The organism is Pseudoalteromonas sp. Ld20 (assembly GCF_045064175.1).
Classification (GTDB): domain Bacteria; phylum Pseudomonadota; class Gammaproteobacteria; order Enterobacterales; family Alteromonadaceae; genus Pseudoalteromonas; species Pseudoalteromonas neustonica.
Window position 1 is genome coordinate 291,475 of record NZ_JBISHB010000043.1, and the last position, 18,965, is coordinate 310,439.

At 39.4% G+C, this 18,965-nt stretch carries 20 protein-coding genes; 13 read left to right on the forward strand and 7 right to left on the reverse strand.

The annotated features are described in order from the left end of the window. Positions 1-37: 37 nt before the first annotated feature. From ACJJVX_RS18410 to queG, 4 genes are all read left to right on the forward strand, one after another. Entirely contained in the window at positions 38-904 is an 867-nt protein-coding gene (locus ACJJVX_RS18410) for a DMT family transporter (protein ID WP_054206615.1), read from the forward strand. Next, on the forward strand, positions 904-1,599 hold the full coding sequence (locus ACJJVX_RS18415; protein ID WP_405632986.1) for a glycerophosphodiester phosphodiesterase: 696 nt from the start codon (positions 904-906) through the stop codon (positions 1,597-1,599). The genes ACJJVX_RS18410 and ACJJVX_RS18415 overlap by 1 nt, the downstream gene beginning before the upstream one ends. 101 nt (positions 1,600-1,700) lie before the next feature. Further along, the gene (locus tag ACJJVX_RS18420; protein ID WP_054206616.1) at positions 1,701-2,918 is read left to right on the forward strand and encodes a methyl-accepting chemotaxis protein; all 1,218 of its coding nucleotides are present in this window, start codon (positions 1,701-1,703) and stop codon (positions 2,916-2,918) included. A 68-nt stretch (positions 2,919-2,986) separates the two neighbouring features. Continuing rightward, a complete protein-coding gene (queG, locus tag ACJJVX_RS18425; RefSeq protein ID WP_054206617.1) occupies positions 2,987-4,120 on the forward strand; it encodes a tRNA epoxyqueuosine(34) reductase QueG in 1,134 nt (377 codons plus the stop codon). A 49-nt stretch (positions 4,121-4,169) separates the two neighbouring features. Here queG and ACJJVX_RS18430 read toward each other — a convergent pair whose 3' ends face one another. The 3 genes from ACJJVX_RS18430 to ACJJVX_RS18440 all read right to left on the reverse strand — a co-directional run bounded on the left by ACJJVX_RS18430 (position 4,170) and on the right by ACJJVX_RS18440 (position 7,942). Then, entirely contained in the window at positions 4,170-5,309 is a 1,140-nt protein-coding gene (locus ACJJVX_RS18430; RefSeq protein ID WP_054452703.1) for a PleD family two-component system response regulator, read from the reverse strand. Positions 5,310-5,384: 75 nt separating this feature from the next. Then, positions 5,385-7,310 (reverse strand): ATP-binding protein, encoded by a 1,926-nt coding sequence (locus ACJJVX_RS18435; RefSeq protein ID WP_405632989.1) that lies wholly within the window; start codon positions 7,308-7,310, stop codon positions 5,385-5,387. A 143-nt stretch (positions 7,311-7,453) separates the two neighbouring features. Further along, entirely contained in the window at positions 7,454-7,942 is a 489-nt protein-coding gene (locus ACJJVX_RS18440; RefSeq protein ID WP_054206619.1) for a GNAT family N-acetyltransferase, read from the reverse strand. Between the two features lie 79 nt (positions 7,943-8,021). Between ACJJVX_RS18440 and ACJJVX_RS18445 the strand changes: the two genes are divergently transcribed. The 6 genes from ACJJVX_RS18445 (at position 8,022) to ACJJVX_RS18470 (ending at position 13,448) form a co-directional block, all read left to right on the forward strand. Continuing rightward, a complete protein-coding gene (locus ACJJVX_RS18445) occupies positions 8,022-8,597 on the forward strand; it encodes a glutathione peroxidase (protein WP_054206620.1) in 576 nt (191 codons plus the stop codon). An 85-nt stretch (positions 8,598-8,682) separates the two neighbouring features. Continuing rightward, a complete protein-coding gene (locus ACJJVX_RS18450) occupies positions 8,683-8,964 on the forward strand; it encodes a peptidylprolyl isomerase (protein WP_054206621.1) in 282 nt (93 codons plus the stop codon). A 69-nt stretch (positions 8,965-9,033) separates the two neighbouring features. Continuing rightward, a complete protein-coding gene (locus ACJJVX_RS18455; protein ID WP_054206622.1) occupies positions 9,034-9,612 on the forward strand; it encodes a glutathione S-transferase family protein in 579 nt (192 codons plus the stop codon). A gap of 16 nt (positions 9,613-9,628) precedes the next feature. Continuing rightward, on the forward strand, positions 9,629-9,979 hold the full coding sequence (locus ACJJVX_RS18460; protein ID WP_054206623.1) for a DUF2750 domain-containing protein: 351 nt from the start codon (positions 9,629-9,631) through the stop codon (positions 9,977-9,979). A 90-nt stretch (positions 9,980-10,069) separates the two neighbouring features. Further along, on the forward strand, positions 10,070-10,750 hold the full coding sequence (locus ACJJVX_RS18465; protein ID WP_054206624.1) for a hypothetical protein: 681 nt from the start codon (positions 10,070-10,072) through the stop codon (positions 10,748-10,750). Between the two features lie 127 nt (positions 10,751-10,877). Then, entirely contained in the window at positions 10,878-13,448 is a 2,571-nt protein-coding gene (locus ACJJVX_RS18470; RefSeq protein ID WP_405632842.1) for a M1 family metallopeptidase, read from the forward strand. Positions 13,449-13,524: 76 nt separating this feature from the next. Here the strand turns inward: ACJJVX_RS18470 and ACJJVX_RS18475 are convergent, their stop codons facing one another. The 3 genes from ACJJVX_RS18475 to ACJJVX_RS18485 form a co-directional block, all read right to left on the reverse strand. Continuing rightward, the gene (locus ACJJVX_RS18475; RefSeq protein WP_405632844.1) at positions 13,525-13,977 is read right to left on the reverse strand and encodes a hypothetical protein; all 453 of its coding nucleotides are present in this window, start codon (positions 13,975-13,977) and stop codon (positions 13,525-13,527) included. A gap of 65 nt (positions 13,978-14,042) precedes the next feature. Beyond that, positions 14,043-14,408, reverse strand: a complete 366-nt coding sequence (locus ACJJVX_RS18480; RefSeq protein WP_054206627.1) for a hypothetical protein — start codon at positions 14,406-14,408, stop codon at positions 14,043-14,045. Between the two features lie 103 nt (positions 14,409-14,511). Next, positions 14,512-15,381: a hypothetical protein gene (locus ACJJVX_RS18485; RefSeq protein ID WP_405632847.1), complete on the reverse strand. Its 870-nt coding sequence runs from the start codon at positions 15,379-15,381 to the stop codon at positions 14,512-14,514. Positions 15,382-15,497: 116 nt separating this feature from the next. Between ACJJVX_RS18485 and ACJJVX_RS18490 the strand changes: the two genes are divergently transcribed. The 3 genes from ACJJVX_RS18490 to yjjG all read left to right on the forward strand — a co-directional run bounded on the left by ACJJVX_RS18490 (position 15,498) and on the right by yjjG (position 17,946). After that, positions 15,498-16,397: a phosphoribulokinase gene (locus ACJJVX_RS18490; RefSeq protein WP_054206629.1), complete on the forward strand. Its 900-nt coding sequence runs from the start codon at positions 15,498-15,500 to the stop codon at positions 16,395-16,397. A gap of 329 nt (positions 16,398-16,726) precedes the next feature. After that, positions 16,727-17,272, forward strand: coding sequence for an inosine/xanthosine triphosphatase (gene yjjX / locus ACJJVX_RS18495; protein ID WP_054452713.1), 546 nt, complete (start codon positions 16,727-16,729; stop codon positions 17,270-17,272). Continuing rightward, entirely contained in the window at positions 17,272-17,946 is a 675-nt protein-coding gene (gene yjjG, locus ACJJVX_RS18500) for a pyrimidine 5'-nucleotidase (RefSeq protein ID WP_054206631.1), read from the forward strand. Before yjjX ends, yjjG begins: the two co-directional genes overlap by 1 nt. A 79-nt stretch (positions 17,947-18,025) precedes the next feature. On the opposite strand, the gene lpxC is transcribed toward yjjG, so the two are convergent. Continuing rightward, positions 18,026-18,937 (reverse strand): UDP-3-O-acyl-N-acetylglucosamine deacetylase, encoded by a 912-nt coding sequence (gene lpxC, locus ACJJVX_RS18505; protein ID WP_054206632.1) that lies wholly within the window; start codon positions 18,935-18,937, stop codon positions 18,026-18,028. Positions 18,938-18,965: the final 28 nt, after the last annotated feature.

The window sequence follows — 18,965 nt, forward strand, 5'->3', positions numbered from 1 at the left end:
AACCTGACATTTGTCACTAAAACAAAAAAGGAGTTATATGCAGCCCCAACAACAAAGCTTGATCTATTTACATATTGCGGTTCTATTGTTTGGAGGCACTGCACTCTTTGCTCAACTTATCAACCTTAACGCATTAGACATTACGGTTTACCGCGCTGCGATTGCTGGCGTTGCCATTTTGTTATTATTGCTGTGGCAAAAAAAAGCCATCAAACTAAATGCAACTAAAGATTATGCTATTGCCCTTTTTTTAGGTGTTGCCGTCGGGCTACATTGGGTTACCTATTTTGCAGGAATGCAAATGGCAGGTATCGCGATAGGTATGATTGCATTTTTCACTTACCCAGTGATTACCGTCTTTATTGAACCTTTTTTCAATCAATGCAAACCAAAATTAACCGACCTACTCAGCGCCTGCGTAGTTATTTTTGGTATTTATTTACTTATTCCTGATGCTGATATGGGGGGGGATATAACACAAGGAGTCTTAACAGGTGTTGTATCTGCGTTTTTCTTTGCAATTAGAAATATCATACATAAGCGTTATTTTAGTCAATATGGCGGGCCACAAACCATGTTTTACCAAACATGTGTAGCGAGCATTTTATTGTGTGCTTTTATAGAAGTGCCAGTGATAGAAATACCATCTTATGATTTAGGGTTATTATTAGTAGCTGGGGTAATCTTTACAGCGACCCCACATTCATTATTTGCAGCCAGCCTGCAATACTTATCAGCTTCAACAGCAGGGCTGATCTCGTGCTTGCAGCCTTTATATGGCACATTTTTAGCTTTTCTATTATTACATGAACAACCTTCATTGCTGACCTTGCTCGGCGGAGCTTTAGTGATCAGCGCGGCGTTTTACGAAACATGGTCTGTTACACGGAAACACACATTATGATAAAAGTTTTTGCCCACCGTGGCGCCAGCGGGAGCTACCCTGAAAATACCAAAAGTGCTATTCAAGCAGCTGTTGAAATAGACGTCGATGGCATTGAAATTGATGTACAAAGTTGTCTTGATGACTATTTGATTATTCACGATACCTGGCTCGATCGAACCACTGACGGCAATGGTAAAGTAAATAAATTAACTCGCGAACAAATACAAAAATTTGATGCCGGTAACGGTCAACAGGTACCTACATTACAACAGGTAATTGATTGGGTTAACAATAAAACGCTACTCAATTTTGAGTTAAAACACACCTTTTCTCTCGATAAATTTGTTGATCTTATTGAAGGTAATATTGCCGCAAATAAACTGTCTCAAGACAATATATTAGTCTCTTCGTTTGATCATCATCAACTCATGTGGCTTAAACAAAAATTGCCTTGGATAAAAATAGGCGCTCTAACAGCCTCAATCCCTATTAATTACGCTGAATTTGCTCAGCGTTTGGGTGCATCAAGTATTCATATTGATAAAAATTTTATTAATCATACCTTTGTCGCGGATGCCAAGCAGCGAGGGCTGCTTGTTTACGCATATACTGTTGATAAGCAAGAAGATATAGAGCTTATGCTCGAATATGGCGTTAATGGCGTTTTTACTAACTACCCATGTAACACTAAAATGATTTTAAATTCCCTCTAAATTAGAGGTATTATGGACTGCTATTCGTCCTATATTCTTGAATTATAGCCGATTTGAACGATACTGAGTAAAACTCCATGCAACAGCCAAACGGACCATTGATGAGTGGGTATATGCGCATTTATAACTTTCTAGAACAAACTTTCTTTTTTACCTTAACACGTAAGATCATTGGTAACCTTAGTTTTGTCTTTGCTTTCCAAGCTATTACATTACTTTGGCTGTATAAAAGTCTTACTACGCAAGACGCAGATCAAGGAGCATTCTGGCTGCTTACCTGCGTTATTGTTGCCGGATTTACATTCACTATCTTTTATATGCGTTTTTTAATTGTTCGCCCTGTTACGGCCATGCGTGATACGTTAAAGCAAATAAACCGTCAAGATGCCAACTTAACTGAGCAGTTGCCACATTTTACATACGATGAATTTCGCGAAGTCAGTGAGCAATATAATATGTTTACGGCACACTTAAGTGAATTACTCGCAACCACCTACGAAAGCTCACAAGCGAGCGCGCAAAGTAACACGCAAGTAACTAAATCAATGCAACATACCGTACAGTTAAGCGAACAACAGATAGACTTTAGCCAAACAATTACCGCGGCAAGCAATCAGATAACAGATAGCTTACAAAGCATAGTGACAAACACTGACAGTGTTCATCAAGTAAATGCCGAACACTTGAATTTCGTTACCCACTCCGCTCAAGAACTCACTGAGCTTGTTACCCAAGTCAAAGCAATTAGCCATGTATTGGGCAGCTTTTCTAAAACCATTTCAGGATTAAAACAAAACAGCGATAATATTCGTAGCATATTAAAAATGGTCGAAGAGTTTTCAGATCAGACCAATTTACTGGCACTAAATGCCGCCATTGAAGCCGCTCGCGCAGGCGAAGCTGGCCGTGGTTTTGCAGTAGTAGCCGATGAAGTGAGAACTTTGTCTGTTAAAGTCAGTGATGCTACCCGTCAAATCAGCGATTTTATTAATCAAATGGATGCTTTAGTAGGCAAAACAAATAAAGAATCTGAGCAATTGGTTGGTTACTCTCATCATGCTGAAACAACAATAAGTAAAACGTCTCATGGATTTACTGACCGACTCGTTGAATTTGAACACAACCAGCAACAATTGCAGCAAATTGTCAGCGCCGTGCACTCACTGGAGCAAACACAAAACGAAACACACCAGTCAGTTGAGCAAATTGTTGAATTAGGCTCTCAAGCTAAAGCGCAAATTGATGTAGCTTTAGGTGATTGCAAATTATCACAACAACTGAGCGAACAAACTCAACACCAGCTAAAGCGCTTTGTTTAATCTGTCGTGATGTTCTCACACAAATGTGCTAAATTACGCGGCCATTTTACAACCATGACTATACTCACGTGACGAGCCAATCTCCAGATTACAATGAACTTGCACAGCAGATTAAGCTTTGGGGCCAAGAACTTGGTTTTAGCGAGGTCGGCATTACCGATGTAGACCTAAGCAAGCATGAGGCACAACTGCAACGCTGGCTTGACTTGGGTTATCACGGCGATATGGAGTATATGGCTGCCCATGGCATGAAGCGCGCGCGTCCTGCCGAGCTTGTTCCTGGTACACAGCGAGTCATTTCAGTAAAAATGAATTATTTACCTCCCGATGCCAGTTTTGCAAAAAACCTTAAAAATACCGATAAAGCATATATTAGCCGCTATGCACTTGGCCGTGATTATCATAAGTTAATGCGCAACCGCATTAAAAAATTGGGTCAAAAAATAGAGCAGCATATTGGTCAATTTGGTTACCGCCCTTTTGTTGATTCAGCCCCAGTATTGGAGCGCCAACTAGCTGAAAAAGCAGGGTTAGGTTGGCAAGGAAAGCACAGTTTGTTGATCAATAAGGAAGCTGGTTCGTGGTTTTTTTTAGGGGAGCTATTTGTTGATATTCCTTTACCCATAGACAAACCGAATGAGATCGAAGGCTGCGGAAAATGCGTGGCATGTATCACATTATGCCCAACAGGCGCCATTGTAGAGCCGTATGTTGTTGATGCACGTAAATGCATATCGTATTTAACAATTGAGCTACAAGGGCCTATCCCTGAGCAATATCGTCCACTGTTAGGTAATCGTATCTATGGGTGTGATGACTGTCAGCTGGTGTGTCCATGGAATCGCTATGGCCAAATTACCGATGAGGCCGACTTTCATCCTCGCACACAACTTAAAGACCAAGACTTAGTTAGCCTATTTAGCTGGGACGAAGTAACTTTTCTAAAAAACACAGAAGGCAGCCCAATTCGTCGTATTGGGCATGAACGTTGGCGTCGTAATATTGCCGTAGGGTTAGGTAATGCACAGTTTAACCAAGCGATAATCGACATACTCTTAATAACTCGCGAAACATCCAGTGACTTGGTCAAAGAGCATATTGATTGGGCGCTTACACAACAAAAATCAAAACAAGATAAGCTATTAAGAAAAACAGCACGCCTTATACGTATTGTAGAAAAAGGCCTACCAAGAGATGCCTAGGCCAATATCAAAAAAGCAACGTGACACTCATAAATTAGCCACATTAGATTTAAGTTCTGTTTGTATTATCGAGTAACTGTGCTAGATCCTGCTCTATTTCTTGAAATGCAGCTTTAACATTTTTTACTGAGTCTTCTCGTGCAACTGAGTTCTGAATCGTGCGATCTACTTTTTGATAAATAAAGATCTCTTGATCCTCATCCAACCCCATTGTCGGGATACGCTCTTCAAGCTCTTCTTGCAGGCGTTTAAATACCGCTTCATTACTTAAGCGGTTTTCGTTCAGTAAATCCATTAAACCATGAAATTTACTATGTACCATATCCACAACTTCATTTAGTTTGGTTTCTTGTCGCTCTAATTTCTTACGTGTAAGAATCGCTTTTAGTTGTTGCTCAGTAACACTTACTAAAAAGCAAACATGATCTCGAATACGCCCATGCTTATCTTGATCATGATCCGGCATGTTTAATATTAATAAGCTTATAAACTCGTAATTAACTAATATCCTGTGGGAGAACTCATGTAAGCGCCCTTTACTTTTAAGCATATCGAATAGTTCAATAACAATAGGGGAGCAAACACCTCTTAAAGCAAAGTGCTGAGGGTCATCATTTATAAATCTAAATTCAATATTACTCTGTAAGTCAAATGAGCTTAAGCAACTAACCAAAGCCTGGGCGAGTATATCAACCTCATTGATCAGCGCAATATTCTCGATATAGTTAACTATCTGGCCCATTTCACTGCTATTAGCCATGGCATTAAAAGCTGTTGAAGTGGCCTCTTCGACTTGTTGTTCTAAGTTTTCTTTATCAATAATTATTTGGTTTAGATTTTTTAACTTTAACCGCAGTTCCTCATGCCCAAAAGGCTTAACTATATAATCTTCAGCCCCGACAGAGTAACCTTCCATTCGCTCCTCTACGGTGCCTCTAGCCGAGACAAACATGACAATTATATGTGCAGTATTCGGATTCTCCTTTAGCTTAGTACATACTTCATAGCCATTCATTTTTGGCATGCTAACATCGAGTAAGATCACTTGAGGGTCATAATCTTCGACCACACTCAAGCACTCTGGGCCGCTGCTTGCCATCTTTAAATCAAAGTCATTTTCCAACAACTCCTCAATAATCTCTAGATTAAATGGCTCATCATCAACAGCCAAAATTCTTGTTAATGGCATAGTGTGTCATCCTTCTCAAAACTGATATTAATAGTTTAGTCGCAAAAAAAGCACTTACCAGTAAGTAAAAGTAATTTATTTATTCTGCATCTCAGGAATACTAATATTTAAAGGCAGCGCGATTCGAATTGTTGTTCCATCCTGCTTATTTGAATGAGCAGATATAGTACCTTGATGCAACGACACAAACTCACGGCACAAAGCAAGTCCCAGCCCTGTTCCTCCAGCGCCATGATTCGTCTTACTACTTTGTACAAATTTTGCAAAAACATGCTCCAATTCATCTTCAGGTATGCCTATACCGCTATCTACAACATTAATAATAGCCTGATCATCTTGATTAATTAATGTTACTTCAATACTACTTTGAGGCTCACTAAACTTTAATGCATTGCCTAATATATTTCGCAATAGCTGATTTATTTGTTCTTCGTCACACTGTGCAATTACAGGTGTTTTTTGCGGGTAAAATAAGATTTCAATATCTTTTTCTAAGGCTGTACCTGAGACATCATCGATACTGGTTTTAATAATATTACTCAAATTATGAGGTCGGGGATTAAAGGGAAATTTACCAACATCTAATTTCGATAAATCGAGTAAATTATTTAGTAATGACAACAGCCTTTCACCACTGCGCTCTATGCGCGATAAATATTTTTGCAGCTTCTCTTTAGCGAAATCCCCTGAGGTGAGTTTATCTAGTCCAAAGCGCGAAAAACTTAAAATAGAATGCATCGGAGTACGTAATTCATGCGACATATTAGCAAGAAACTCTGATTTACTATGATTGGCTGCTTCTGCGACATTTTTTGCATGTTCTAATTGTGAGGTTCGTGCTCGCACTTCTTGCTCTAGCGTATCTTTAGCTTCAAGTAATAAGTCTTCTTTCTCTTTAAGGTGAGTAACATTTTTAAAGATCACAGCAAGCGCGATTTCACCATGATGATCAATTTCATTGAACGAACCTACTAAAGGAATTTTTCCTCCTTCTTTTTGCGGCAAACTCAAGTCACAACTAAACTGACGATTTTGATTTAAGGTAGCTATTTTAGTTTTAATACTTTTACTTGATGACTCGCCAAGCATTTCAAATAACGAACGGCCTTGAAAGTCTTTTAACTGCATTTTAAATAACTTAGAGCATGCATCGTTCGCTTCAATCACGCTCCCATCACGCTCAAACAACATAATCGCGTCAGGAGTGTGTTTATAAATCACTCGTAATAAACTATCTTTTTCGATCAATGCATCAACAGTGTCCTGCAAACGCTCAACTAATTCATTGTTATGGCGCTTTAATAGCTCTGTTTGCCATAATTTATGCAGTGATTGAAGTAACACATTTTCATTTATTGGTTTTACAAGTACATCTTCCACCCCACCTCGAATTGCTTCAATCATCGATACTTGATTGGGTTTTGAAGTAAATAATAAACAACGGCATTGAGGTTGAATTAATTTTAAATTAGAGAACACCTCTAGACCGGTTCCATCAAGCAAGCTGAAATCACTTAATAAAATATCAACTTCCTGCTGTTTAATTTTTAAAGCGGCACTGTGTAAACTATCCGCAGTGATCGTTGTAATATGAGCACCAATAAGACTTTTTTCAATTTTAGCTAACCGTTCAGGGTCATGATCAACTAATAAAACAGTGGGCAATAGCAATATGTTGTCGGAACCGAGATCTAAAACACTTTCAAGTAAAGTGCTGATCTCTTTGTTTGCAAAAAAAGGATAAATTACGATCGCATTTGGTACTAAATTATTGAGCTCGCTAAAAGCATTAAGTTGTTCCCCATACTCCGCTTTGGGCGCTAATAATACAACTTTATCTTGATGGAACTCGTTAACCAATGATTGAGCCGTTGCTATAGGTACCCCATGGGCTATCGTGACCAAATCATATTGATTGTAAGCGACCTCTTCACTTAACATCGAGAAATGAATTAATTCTATTTCACAACCTATGAGCTCCAACAATACTTTTACGCGCATTGCTAGCACACTACTACTATCTACGATTAATATTTTGCGCACTGTGCCTAGCACTCCCTTAAAAACGTTAGCGTTTTAAAAGAGTAGTTCAAATTTTTAGCATTAGTAACAAGCTAAAGAACTTTCCTCAAACTTAAATAGTATTAACCTAAATGCTTACCTAAAATGGTCAAGCTATAGTACTTGCTGTCCATGACCGCTACGTTTGGTAATTCTCCCCATTTTTGATAACCAAATTTATTAAATAGCTTTATGCTTGGTATGTTATGGCTAAAAATAAAAGCGAGTAATACTTCAATGTTTAAAAATTTTGCTTGCTGCTGTGCAAAGTGCAATAATTTTTTACCCAGCCCCTGCCCTTGCGATAACGACGTTATATAAATGCTAATTTCAACAGTTCCATCATAAGCGGGGCGGCCATAAAACGATTTATAGCTCAGCCAAGCAAGTACTTTTCCGGCTTGCTCATATACATAAAGTGGTCGCTGCTGCGTATGACTTTCAAACCAAGTACGCTTTTGTTCAACACTGACGGTCTCGGTATCCGCGGTGACCATTCTGCTCGCTATGGTTTCATTATAAATTGCGACAATGGCTGGTAAATCATCAATGTTTGCTAAACGTGTCGTCATAATATTTTTAACTGTTGTTGATCAATTAATAGCATAGTAACGTATGAGCTAAGGAAATCACCAGAGAGGAAATCTAGGTATGTTAAAAAAAATTATGTTATGTGCGATGATATTCAGTAGCAACGTATATGCACAAGTTAAAGCTCCAGCAGCTGTTAATGCGCTAGTAACACAAGATTGTGATGACTTCACAAACGTAAGCTTACGAAAGCTTCGCTCTAAAGACAGCATCAATTTATGTCAATTTAAAAACAAACCTATGCTCATCGTTAATACAGCCAGTAATTGCGGGTTTACTTCACAATTTGAAGGCCTTGAAGCGCTAAACCAAAAGTATAAAGATCAAGGCTTAGTTATTATTGGATTCCCTTCAGATGATTTCTTTCAAGAAGAAGATGACGAAAAAGAAACAGCCAAAGTATGTTTTATAAATTATGGCGTAACTTTTACCATGCTTGCCACCAGCGAAGTACGCGGAAGTGACGCGAACCCAATTTTTAAACATTTAAATGCACAAACAAGCTCACCAAACTGGAACTTTTATAAATACCTTGTTTCTGCAGATCGTAAGCATGTAGAGCGTTTTAACAGTAAAACCAAGCCTAATTCTGACAAGCTAATTAAAGCAGTAGAAAAAGCAATTTCAGATATTTAAATTTATGCTGGTATAATCCGTTGGTAGTAGGCTAGAATACTATCAAAATTGATTAAAAAAACACCAACTTTAAACGGGAGATTTTATGGCAGTGGCAAGTGCACGACACATATTAGTAGATAGCGAAGCTCAGTGCTTAGATTTAAAAAGCAAAATTGAGCAAGGTGAAGATTTTGCAGAATTAGCTAAAGCACATTCAAACTGTCCATCAGGTCAAGATGGCGGTGCATTGGGTGAGTTTGGTCCTGGTATGATGGTACCTGAGTTTGATAAGGTGGTTTTTTCTGCACCTATTAATCAAGTACAAGGCCCTGTACAGACTCAATTTGGTTACCACCTTCTTGAAGTTACTAGCCGTACAGAATAAAGTAACCTGCAAAGTTAACAATAAATAAAGCCGCTTTTGCGGCTTTATTTATTTTTATGGAAGATTATCATGAAGCTAATCGGTTCGACCACCTCTCCATTTGCTCGACGTATTCGCATTTGGGCACTTAAAAATAATGCCGATATCCAGTTTGAAAACTTAGATATTTTTTCTCCAGCAGACCGACAAGTTATGATTAATAATAACCCGGCTCGTAAAATTCCTATTTTGGTTGATAACCAACACACAATCACTGACTCCAACACGATTATTCGGTACTTGCTTAATAAAAATAAATTGCCGAGCCTAAGCTGGCAGCATGAAAACTTGCTCACCACCATCAACGCATGTAATGATTCTCTCGTAGAGGTTTTGCTATGCCAGCGCTCAGGTTTTGATACTCATTCTGATAAATTATTTTTTAATCTGCAAAATGAACGCATTGTTGAAACATTAAGCTATTTAAATAACCATTTAACTGATAATGAATTTAATAGCTGTGAATACCTCAGCATCAGTTTATACTGCTTACTTGATTGGATTTGCTTTCGCGAACTGATTGACCTAACTCCTTTTAATAAGTTAATTGAGTTTCATCAGGCATATAACCTGCAAGAAGTAGCAAAGCAAACCGATCCACGAATTTAACATTAAGGGTAAACACATGAGTGATATCGAGATTGAATCGGAACTAATCAGTTTTGTAGAGAAAGTACGCCAAAGTGAGCAATTATGGGCGCTAGGCGCTGACGACGGTGGTTTTGTTGTTTGTGATTCAAACCAATTTGAAAACGCCGATGTATTACTCCTGTGGGAAAGTGAAGCTGCAGCAAAAGCCCAATGTAAAGAAGAGTGGGCAGACTATAGCCCTGTTGAAATCAACCTTGATGAATTTTTAGACGAATGGGTTGAAGATCTAAAAAGCGATGATGCACTAGTTGGCCTAAACTGGAATGATGACCAAGTTTGCGTTGAAATAGAGCCCGTAGGTCTTGCCCGCGCGTTAAGCGAATAAGCATTATTTAGCATTGCGTTACTGTGCTGGTTTATTTCCTAAACACTTGGGTATAAACTAGCGCAAGTCTTTACTTTCAAGGTACTTACGTTGAAGTCCCATCTTGGTCGCCGCCCCTTTTCCACTATGGAGTTACACACCCTTTCCCATGGCTATATTTATGGGGATATTCGCTTACCTCGAGAGCAAGCTAAGCATTGGCACTTTTGGTTACCTTTGATTGCATATTACAGCGGCGCCTATAGCGATGAAATTGGCCATTTGCAGCTAAGTGATATTATTGTTCATCAGCATATTCTATGTTTTCATTTCCACACTCATGGAAAAATAAAAGCCCGTATTGTTCCCGTACACCAAGCACTATTTGATGCCGGTTTAGACGACTATATCACCTTGGTTAAACAGCAGGGGCATACTCGATTACTATTTGACTTACCAGCAAAGTCAGGCCGATATAGCGAAAAAGTACGTATCTGGTTCTCTGGTGAAGGAGATCGCGCTGGCTACTTACAAAAGTGTGATATTCCCAGTATCGACCAACTCGGTATGAAAACAGCAATTAGTAGCCTACGCCTCAATTTTGAGCAGCAAATTCGCATTTACGCTATCCAAGCTGATAACAAAGCTGCATTTAATTACCTGCTCGGCTTTAATGAATATGAGCCTACTGATTTTGCAGATGTAGCAACCCTTAGTAATATCATCCAACAAATACGCGTAATCAACCCCCAAGCTCACTGGCAACGGTTCTTGCAGCGTCACACTATTTGATAAACCTTGTTACCAACTACTTCATTACTCACCGAGAAAAAGCTGTTAGGATGATTTGTACGCTACTAAAATTCTTTTTCTATATTTTTAGTACATAACTTCTAACAAGAAAAATCAGGATCCCCTTATGTTTATTAAAAGCCTACTGACGCTCAGTGTCGCTATTGCAGTGAGCTCAGCTCACGCTAATGAATATGTTATTGAAAAGCTGGCAAAACCAAGCTCTCAACACGTATCTTTAACCCTTGATCCAGCTCAAGATACTTTCAGTGGTATGACTGAAATTAGTCTTGAAGTTCTTAAGCCAACAAAATATATTGAGCTTAATGGAGTTGATTATGCAACTCAAATGGTCAAGCTGCTCGGCACAAAAAACTGTGATTTAAGCACTGAAATGCTAAAAACAGGTAAAGTTAAATTTAGCTGTGACGAGCAAATTCAACCTGGTAAATACACCTTAAAAATAGACTTTACTGCCCCTTATAATCGTCAAAGTGTCGGCTTATATAAAACATTAGATCAAGGGGTACCTTATCTATTTACACAATTTGAAATGAGCGATGCTCGCCGCGCCTTCCCTGTTTTTGATGAGCCAAGTTATAAGATCCCATTTCAATTAACGATTACAGCCCCGAGCTCACAAAAAGTCTATGCCAATACACCTGAGTTAAAAACCACTGTAAATGGTGATATGACGACCCACTTCTTTGATAAAACACCACCAATCCCTTCCTATTTAGTGGCAATGGCTGTTGGACCATTTGAAGAGCGTGAAGTCAAAGACATGCCAATACCTGGGCGTATTATTACTCCTCAAGGTAAAATTCATTTAGGTGAATATGCAGCACAAGCGATGCCTAAAGTGCTAGCGGCTCTTGAAGATTACTTTGGTATTCCTTACGTTTATAAAAAACTTGATTCAGTAGCTGTTCCAGAGTTTCCATTCGGCGCAATGGAAAATTCAGGCTTAGTAACATACCGTGAAGATATCTTGCTACTTGATTTAGCAACCGCTACTCGCAGTAAAAAACAACGTAACATCTCTATCATAGCGCACGAGCTTGCACACCAATGGTACGGTAATTTAGTGACCATGAAGTGGTGGAATGATTTATGGCTAAACGAAGCATTTGCAAGCTGGATGGCGGCTAAAATTACAACACAGCTAAACCCAGAATTTGAATCACACCTAGATCTACCGCAAAATAATGTAATGGCATTAGACGCTCGTTTAAGCACTAAACCAATCCGCAAACCAATTAAAACCGAAGCCGATATAATGGATGGTTTAGGCCTAGCTTACAGCAAAGGTAGCGCTGTTTTAGCTATGGTCGAGAATTGGATTGATGAAGAAGCATTCCAACAGGGCATTCGTGCTTACCTGAAAGAGTTTTCCTATAAAAATGCAGAAGCGGCTGACTTATGGCAAGCCCTTGGTAAAGCCTCGAATAAAGACGTTGCAGGGGTTTTAAAATCGTTTATAGAGCAATCTTCTTTCCCACTCGTAAAAGTAAGCCAGCAAGGTAAAATGGTTACTATTAACCAAAGCCGCTTCACTAACGCAGGTGTTGATGCCCCCGCACAGCTTTGGAATGTACCTGTTGCAATAAAATATGGTGCTGGCGACCAAGTAAAAACTGCTAGCATACTTCTAACCAAAGAAAATCAAACCATTGAGCTTGAGTTTGAACCTGAATGGATTTATCCAGATCAAGGCGCTCTGGGTTACTACCGCTGGGTATTAGACGATAAACAGTTTGCAGCACTGATCAATAAAGCCGCCGATACATTGACTGTACGCGAACGTTTAGCGCTATTATCTGCCGCTGATGCACTGCTAGATGCCGGTGTTATTTCAGCTGCGCATTTAATGCAAACACTAGAGACCTTTATAAGTGACAAGCACCCACGTGTAGCAAATACCGCTTTGGCTTATCTAGCTTCGCAAAAGCGTACCTTTGAAGATGCAAGCAATCAGCACCTTTGGCCTGAATTTATCCGAAAGAGCATCACACCTGCAGCTAAGCAATATGGTTTAACAGCAAAAATAGGAGAAGATGCCGCAATTTCGCAATTACGCACACAGGTTGTTTCTCGTTTAGGGTTTGATGGCGAAGATCAAAGTGTGATCAATACAGCGAAAGCCCAAGCACGTGTTTATTTAAATAATCCAAGTAAAGTAGACCCATATTTAGCATCTACCTACTTAAATTTAGCTGCATTTCATGGCGACAAGAACTTACTTGACGCTTACATGAATACATTTAAAACCACTAAAGACCCACAAGTTCGCACTAAAATGCTCGCTGCGATGAGTTATTTTGGAAAACCTGAGCTACAAAAAGCAGTACTAGATTACAGCCTTACGGATGATGTGACCGCGTCAGATATGCGAACTATTTTATCTGGTCAAAAATATACACCAGAACGTGAAGCGCGATTGATCAAATGGGTTTATACCAATTACGATAGTGTGGCCGCTAATTTACCGCCATTCGCACTGCCGAACTTACCGTATTATACAACTGCCGGTTGTGATGCCAGCAGTTTAAAAACCACTCAAGCTTTCTTCACTGATAAAATATCTGAAGTGCCAGGTTATGCCCGCTCATTAAGCAAACTAGCAGAAGGCATTAACACGTGTATTGCATTAAAAGAACGTGAGTTAGCATCCATTAATAGCTTCTTAAAGCGTTAACCTTCGCTGTAAACTAAAAAACGGCAAGCCAGTAGTTTGCCGTTTTTTCATGGGTCTGAAGATAAACAACCTAAAACTACCATTCACCGAGTTTAATAACCGATAACACCTGCTTAGTACTATTTGGCAGCTGATAATCTAGATGAGTAAATTTAACTAAAACGTTATCACAACTGCCCGACATACTACCTTCAGTGCTTCTTTCACATACCTTCAATTGATAGCTATGAGTGGGGAGTATTTTTTCAATACTATATGTGATCAGTGTTTCATCTCCACCAGGGTAAGGGTAGTTAGCTGCATTACAGCCACGTAAATTTGCAGACTCAATAAATACCGCTGCGGTTGTATTATCACCATTTAGGTTTGTCATTAATTGTGCAAAGCAACCTGCAGGCATCGGTTCATTGTTACTAACAAACTGGTTGTGCTTTATTGCATAATCAGGCTCTGGTATATCACTTTTAACCTGCAAGCCGCAGCCCACTAAGCTAAATGTTGTAATTAAAGTGAATATTAATTTTTGCATAACCCAATCCATTAATTCTTACTAAATAATCATACCTGCGGTTACCTGACAACAAAGTGAACTACCTAACCATTCATAATTTTTAGCAATAATTCAATAAACTCTTTTGCCGATTTTTCAGTGCCTATTTTAAACGCAACACCATAATGTATTGGATTCGCACTTTTATAAATTCGAGTAGGAAAGCGGGTCATCTCATTATTATGAAAAACATCGCTGATCCGCGAAACCCCATCAAGTGCAGAAAAATCATCACTAAACACTTCAAAAGCTGGGCGAATGACAATTTTAGGTTGGCCGCCTTCAATATGTAAATAAATGGCTTCTTTTGAACTTGGTAGCATAAACTCGGTAATATTCTTTATTTTAAAATTGCTGCGACACTTAAGTGCTATTAACTGCTCTGTTACTTGCTCTGCGCTGACTGGCATAATGATCCTTGTTAATTCATTACAATAACGTGATGGCTTACACTACAGTAAAACCATTTAAATAGGTTTAATTAACCACTGTTATGATTAATTAAACCAGCCTTTACTTTGTACAGACAAAAGCAAGTTGATTATTTAAGTAGCTCATACGAGTAATTTTCGTCTCGCAGTAAGGTGTTAAATCTAGCCACAGGGATACAACCTCAGGTTCACTCAGGTTGCGTTGATAAACGCGATTATCCACAGCATAAATTACAGTGTCTGCACCTTTAAATGCATAGTCTTGCACAGGTTTCGGTAACCTAAATAAATCCGTTACTTGATTTTGTTTTGCATCAAAACTTGCCAGCCACTGCTGTTGCTGCTTTGTATAGTTAAAAGTATAAGCACCAAGCTGTTTATTGAACGTAAGCGTGCGGCCAATGTCACTCGCAACTACTTCTGGTTTCGCAGCAGCTACATGGGTGTACTGCAGTGTATGAGGTTTACCTAGAATAAACATCACCACGTCATTATTAATACCCCACGCATGATAACCAACGGGTTCTACCCACTCAAAAATACGCCTTGGCGCAACATTTTTATCAAACGGGTATTGCCATAACTTTTGCTTACCATTAGCTTCAACAACAATTGCAGAAAGAGCGCTGCCGTCAGGTGTTAAGGTAGGCGAATACTCACTCACAGCAGTATTCGTTAAATTAGTTGTTTGCTGATCGGCGAAATTATAAAAAACGAGCTCTGTTTGGCTTTGCTCATTATTTTGCACTTCTTTAGTGAAATAAATACCACTTTTGGTAAGTAGGGGCTGATTATTGTAAACATCGCCATCAGTAATACGACTAACCTGTAAACCATACTCAGTATTAACATCAGCGAGTAAGATTTCGCTTTTTGGCATAGCCGCTAAACTCGAATACGACGTTATTGCTAAAGTGGCCATTAAGCCCAGCAAAGGTGAAATCAATTTCATATGAATCTCTCATTATTATTCTTCCTCTATAATAGCGCTAATTAAGTGCGCCTGTCACTTGACCTAGCCCCTAACTAACCCTTATAACTAGGGTGCTACTTAAAATGAGAACAACTATGTCAGCTAAACATCCTATTATTGCGATCACGGGTTCATCGGGTGCGGGTACTACCACCACTACAAATGCTATTAAGCATATATTTCGCAGTCTTAATATCGAGGCCGCGTTTATAGAAGGTGATAGCTTTCACCGCTATACACGCCCAGAAATGGATAAAAAAGTACGCGAAGCGCAACAAGAAGGTAAACACATTAGCTACTTTGGCCGTGAGGCAAATGACTTTGCGGCACTGGAAGGGTTATTTAGTAATTATGGGGATACTGGCGCCGGCAAGTTACGTCGCTACTTACACACATTTGATGAAGCTGTGCCATATAACCAACTACCCGGTACGTTTACTCCATGGCAAGAGCTTGAAAATAACACTGATATCTTATTTTACGAAGGGCTTCATGGTGGCGTAGTCGATCAAGATCATGATGTTGCTAAACACGTCGATTTATTGATTGGCATGGTGCCAATCATCAACCTTGAGTGGATCCAGAAATTAATTCGCGACACATCTGAACGAGGTCACTCTCGTGAAGCTGTGATGGGCTCAATAGTTCGCAGTATGGATGATTATATTAATCACATTACACCGCAGTTCTCACGTACCCATATCAACTTTCAACGCGTACCAACGGTTGATACCTCAAATCCTTTTAGTGCAAAAGATATTCCATCCCTTGATGAAAGCTTTGTTGTTATTCGCTTTAGAGGTATTGACGATGTTGATTTTCCTTATTACTTACGCATGATTGAAGGCAGCTTTATGTCACGTATCAACACACTTGTAGTGCCCGGCGGTAAAATGGGTCTTGCGATGGAGTTAGTTTTAACCCCACTCATTAAAGATATTATCTTAAAAAAACGCGCCCTTGCCGAATTAGCTCCTGTTGACTTACCTATTTAAAAAAACCGCTTGCTGAAATAAATAGCTTATGTATACCCAAGCCACCTCAAGATACAAAATTCAGCGTTTCACAGGGGCTTAATATCAAGGCGTTACTTTGCAGCAATGGCAATCCCTTTTAAGAAGGAACAACGATGAGAGTAAGTTCCTGTGAAACGCCCAAAGGGTTGGTTTAAAAGCGATTTATACTGCGTTATTGATTTTAACAAGGGAACAACCATTATTTGCAATCAATGCCTTGTCTAAATCGCTTTTAATTCCAACGACGCTCGCATCTTGAGGTGGCTTGGGTATACACTACTGACTTCATCATAAAAGGAGAAGTCAGTATGACAGAGTCACTTCGCATTATTGTGGGATCAAAAAATCCAGTGAAGATAAGTGCGGCACGCAGTATCTTTCATCTCTTTTACCCTAACATAGCTATAGATTGCCAAGGTGTTAACGCTCCATCAGACGTACCGGATCAACCTATAGGTGAAGATGAAACCCGAATTGGCGCACAAAATCGCGTATTACATTGCCAACAGCACTATCAAGCCGATTTTTACGTAGCAATGGAAGGTGGTGCAGAGCAATTCAGCTACGGGCCTGCGACCTTTGCTTATGTTGTTATTGCTGATAACCAACAACGTGCAATAGGCCGCAGCAGTAATTTACCACTTCCGCAGAGTCTTTATAACGCATTACTGCAAGGTAAAGAGCTAGGTGATGTTATGGACAATGCGTTTAATACAACCAATATAAAACAACAAGGTGGGGCTATTGGCCTACTTACTAACCATCATGCCACACGTGAAAGCACATACACACAAGCCCTGACCCTCGCTATGGCACCTTTTTTACACCCGGATCTATACAGTAAGGAAGTTTAATGAAGTATACCCACGTTTTATTTGATGCAGATGAAACCCTATTCAGCTTTAATGCCTTTGCAGGTTTAAAAAGAATGCTCGCCACTTATGGCGTGGATTTTAATGAGGCCGACTACCAGCATTATCAAGTGACCAATAAATCATTATGGCTTGCCTACCAAGACAATAAAATTACTGCCAGTCATTTACAAGTAACACGCTTTAGTGAGTGGGCAACAAAACTCAACGTGCCAGCGCAGCAACTTAATGATAATTTTTTAACCGCGATGGCCGAGATCTGCCAACCACTTCCAGGTGCTGTCGAATTACTTAATAGATTAAAGCCTCATGCCAAACTTGGCATTATCACCAATGGTTTTACACAATTACAAGCCCGTCGCTTAGAACACACAGGCCTAAAAGACATGTTTGACTGGTTGGTTATATCAGAACAAGTAGGCATTGCAAAACCGGCCGTTGCAATTTTTGATCACACATTTAACCTAATGGGTAATCCTAACAAAGAACATATTTTAATGGTCGGCGATACTGCAAACAGTGATATTTTGGGTGCACAAAATGCGGGGATTGATAGCTGCTGGTTGCAGCATCCAGGGGTTGTGTTGCCTGAAGGAATAAAACCAACTTATCACGTTACCGAGCTTGTACAGCTGCAAAATATTTTAGGCTTGTAAAAACTTAGTATTAAAGGCTAGGCAAAAAAAATGACGCTAAATAGCGTCATTTTTTATAACTGTTTTTTAAGCGCTACTATTAAGCTGTAGCTACTTCTAAGCCTGGTGCTGGCATAGTAACTGGGTTTTCAAACGTAGCCCATTCCCATGCTGACTCAGTCGCCATAATTTTACGAAGTAACTTGTTGTTTAAGTCATGACCTGACTTATAAGCGGTAATTTTGCCTAAGATGTTGTGGCCTGTCATAAACATGTCACCAACACAGTCTAAAATTTTATGCTTAACAAACTCATCGCTATAACGCAGACCGTTAGGATTAAGTACTTTAAACTCATCCAAGACTACGGCGTTATCCATGCTACCACCTAGTGCTAGGTTATTTGCATGCATGTATTCTATATCTTTCATAAAGCCAAATGTACGTGCACGGCTAATTTCTTCAGTGAAGCTTTGCGTAGTAATATCTAAACCGATACGTTGGCGGCTTTCATTGATTGCCGGATGATCAAAAGCGATTTCAAAGTCGATATGAAAACCATCATATGGTTCTATCTCAGCCCATTTATCACCTTCTTCAATGCGTACTTTTTCTTTAATACGAATAAAGCGCTTAGCGGCATTTTGCTCTGCTATGCCGCCTTTTTGTAACAAGTAAATGAATGGTAATGCACTACCATCCATTATTGGTACTTCTGAGCTATCTAATTCAACAATTAGATTATCGATACCCATTGCCGCTACTGCTGCAATTAAGTGCTCAGTCGTTGATAAGCGAACACCATCTTTATTTGTTAAACAGGTACACAATTGCGTATCACCAACGGCTTCAGGTGTTGTTTCAAAATCAACAACCGGATCAAGGTCGACACGACGAAATACAATCCCAGTATTTGCGCTCGCAGGTCGGAGAGTTATTGTGACCTTCTCACCTTTATGAAGTCCAATTCCTATGGCTTTGACTATTTCTGCAATCGTACGCTGTTTAATCATAGGTTCGCTCACTTATAGTTACAGTTAG

Coding starts and splice junctions, on each gene's coding strand:
- ACJJVX_RS18420 (WP_054206616.1), top strand. CDS start 1,701: ATGAGTGGGTATATGCGCATTTATAACTTTCTAGAACAAACTTTCTTT.
- ACJJVX_RS18480 (WP_054206627.1), bottom strand. CDS start 14,408: ATGCCAGTCAGCGCAGAGCAAGTAACAGAGCAGTTAATAGCACTTAAG.
- yjjX (WP_054452713.1), top strand. CDS start 16,727: ATGACAGAGTCACTTCGCATTATTGTGGGATCAAAAAATCCAGTGAAG.
- ACJJVX_RS18485 (WP_405632847.1), bottom strand. CDS start 15,381: ATGAAATTGATTTCACCTTTGCTGGGCTTAATGGCCACTTTAGCAATA.
- ACJJVX_RS18440 (WP_054206619.1), bottom strand. CDS start 7,942: ATGACGACACGTTTAGCAAACATTGATGATTTACCAGCCATTGTCGCA.
- ACJJVX_RS18445 (WP_054206620.1), top strand. CDS start 8,022: ATGTTAAAAAAAATTATGTTATGTGCGATGATATTCAGTAGCAACGTA.
- ACJJVX_RS18470 (WP_405632842.1), top strand. CDS start 10,878: ATGTTTATTAAAAGCCTACTGACGCTCAGTGTCGCTATTGCAGTGAGC.
- ACJJVX_RS18455 (WP_054206622.1), top strand. CDS start 9,034: ATGAAGCTAATCGGTTCGACCACCTCTCCATTTGCTCGACGTATTCGC.
- ACJJVX_RS18475 (WP_405632844.1), bottom strand. CDS start 13,977: ATGCAAAAATTAATATTCACTTTAATTACAACATTTAGCTTAGTGGGC.
- ACJJVX_RS18450 (WP_054206621.1), top strand. CDS start 8,683: ATGGCAGTGGCAAGTGCACGACACATATTAGTAGATAGCGAAGCTCAG.
- ACJJVX_RS18435 (WP_405632989.1), bottom strand. CDS start 7,310: ATGCGCGTAAAAGTATTGTTGGAGCTCATAGGTTGTGAAATAGAATTA.
- yjjG (WP_054206631.1), top strand. CDS start 17,272: ATGAAGTATACCCACGTTTTATTTGATGCAGATGAAACCCTATTCAGC.
- lpxC (WP_054206632.1), bottom strand. CDS start 18,937: ATGATTAAACAGCGTACGATTGCAGAAATAGTCAAAGCCATAGGAATT.
- ACJJVX_RS18430 (WP_054452703.1), bottom strand. CDS start 5,309: ATGCCATTAACAAGAATTTTGGCTGTTGATGATGAGCCATTTAATCTA.
- ACJJVX_RS18490 (WP_054206629.1), top strand. CDS start 15,498: ATGTCAGCTAAACATCCTATTATTGCGATCACGGGTTCATCGGGTGCG.
- ACJJVX_RS18460 (WP_054206623.1), top strand. CDS start 9,629: ATGAGTGATATCGAGATTGAATCGGAACTAATCAGTTTTGTAGAGAAA.
- ACJJVX_RS18410 (WP_054206615.1), top strand. CDS start 38: ATGCAGCCCCAACAACAAAGCTTGATCTATTTACATATTGCGGTTCTA.